Source organism: Myxococcus xanthus (assembly GCF_013116825.1).
Taxonomy (GTDB): Bacteria; Myxococcota; Myxococcia; order Myxococcales; family Myxococcaceae; genus Myxococcus; species Myxococcus xanthus_B.
The window spans coordinates 1-762 of the sequence record NZ_JABFNS010000295.1; the positions used below are offsets into that span (position 1 = coordinate 1).

General features: G+C 69.2%; 1 protein-coding gene. It reads right to left on the reverse strand.

What is annotated here, in order from left to right:
- Window positions 1-762, reverse strand: a 762-nt coding sequence (locus HNV26_RS37375) for an AMP-binding protein (protein WP_171453041.1), incomplete at both ends; no start/stop codon positions are given.

Genomic DNA, 762 nt, shown 5'->3' on the forward strand with positions numbered 1-762 from the left:
GTAGGCCACGAGGCGCTTGTCGCCAGGAGCGTCTTCCCGAGCGAGGACGACGGCCTCCTGGACGCCCGGGGCCTGCTGGAGGACGGCCTCGATTTCGCCCAGTTCGATGCGGAAGCCGCGCACCTTCACCTGGAAGTCGGAGCGGCCGAGGAAGTCCAGCGAGCCGTCGGGCTTCCAGCGGACGCGGTCTCCGGTGCGGTAGAGGCGAGCGCCCGGGACGGAGGAGAAGGGGTGAGGGAGGAACTTCTCGGCCGTCAACTCCGGGCGGTTCAGGTAGCCCCAGGCGAGGCCGTCGCCACCGACGAAGAGTTCGCCAGGGACGCCGACAGGGACAGGCTCCATGCGCGAGTCGAGGACGAAGGCGGAGGAGTGTCCCAGGGGCCTGCCAATGGGGACGGAGGTGCCGAAGGCCTCCCCAGCGCGGAGGGAGTGCGTGGCGGAGAAGGTGGTGTTCTCGGTGGGGCCGTAGCCGTTGACGAGGACTGCGCCGAGGGGAATGCGCTCCAAGTGCTGCCGGACGCGAAGAGGAGGCAACACGTCACCGCCAGCGAGCACCTGCCGGACAGCAGCCAATGCATTGCCTTGGTGAAGCACCATCTGCTCGAAGAGGGCCGCGGTGAGCCAGAGGGTAGAGACGCGGTGGTGAGTCAGCAGCGCGGCGAGTTCGTCCAGAGAAGGCGTGTGAGGCGGAGCGAGGACGAGGCGCGCGCCGTGAAGCAGGGCGCCCCAGAGCTCCAGGGTGGAAGCGTCGAAGGCGACGGG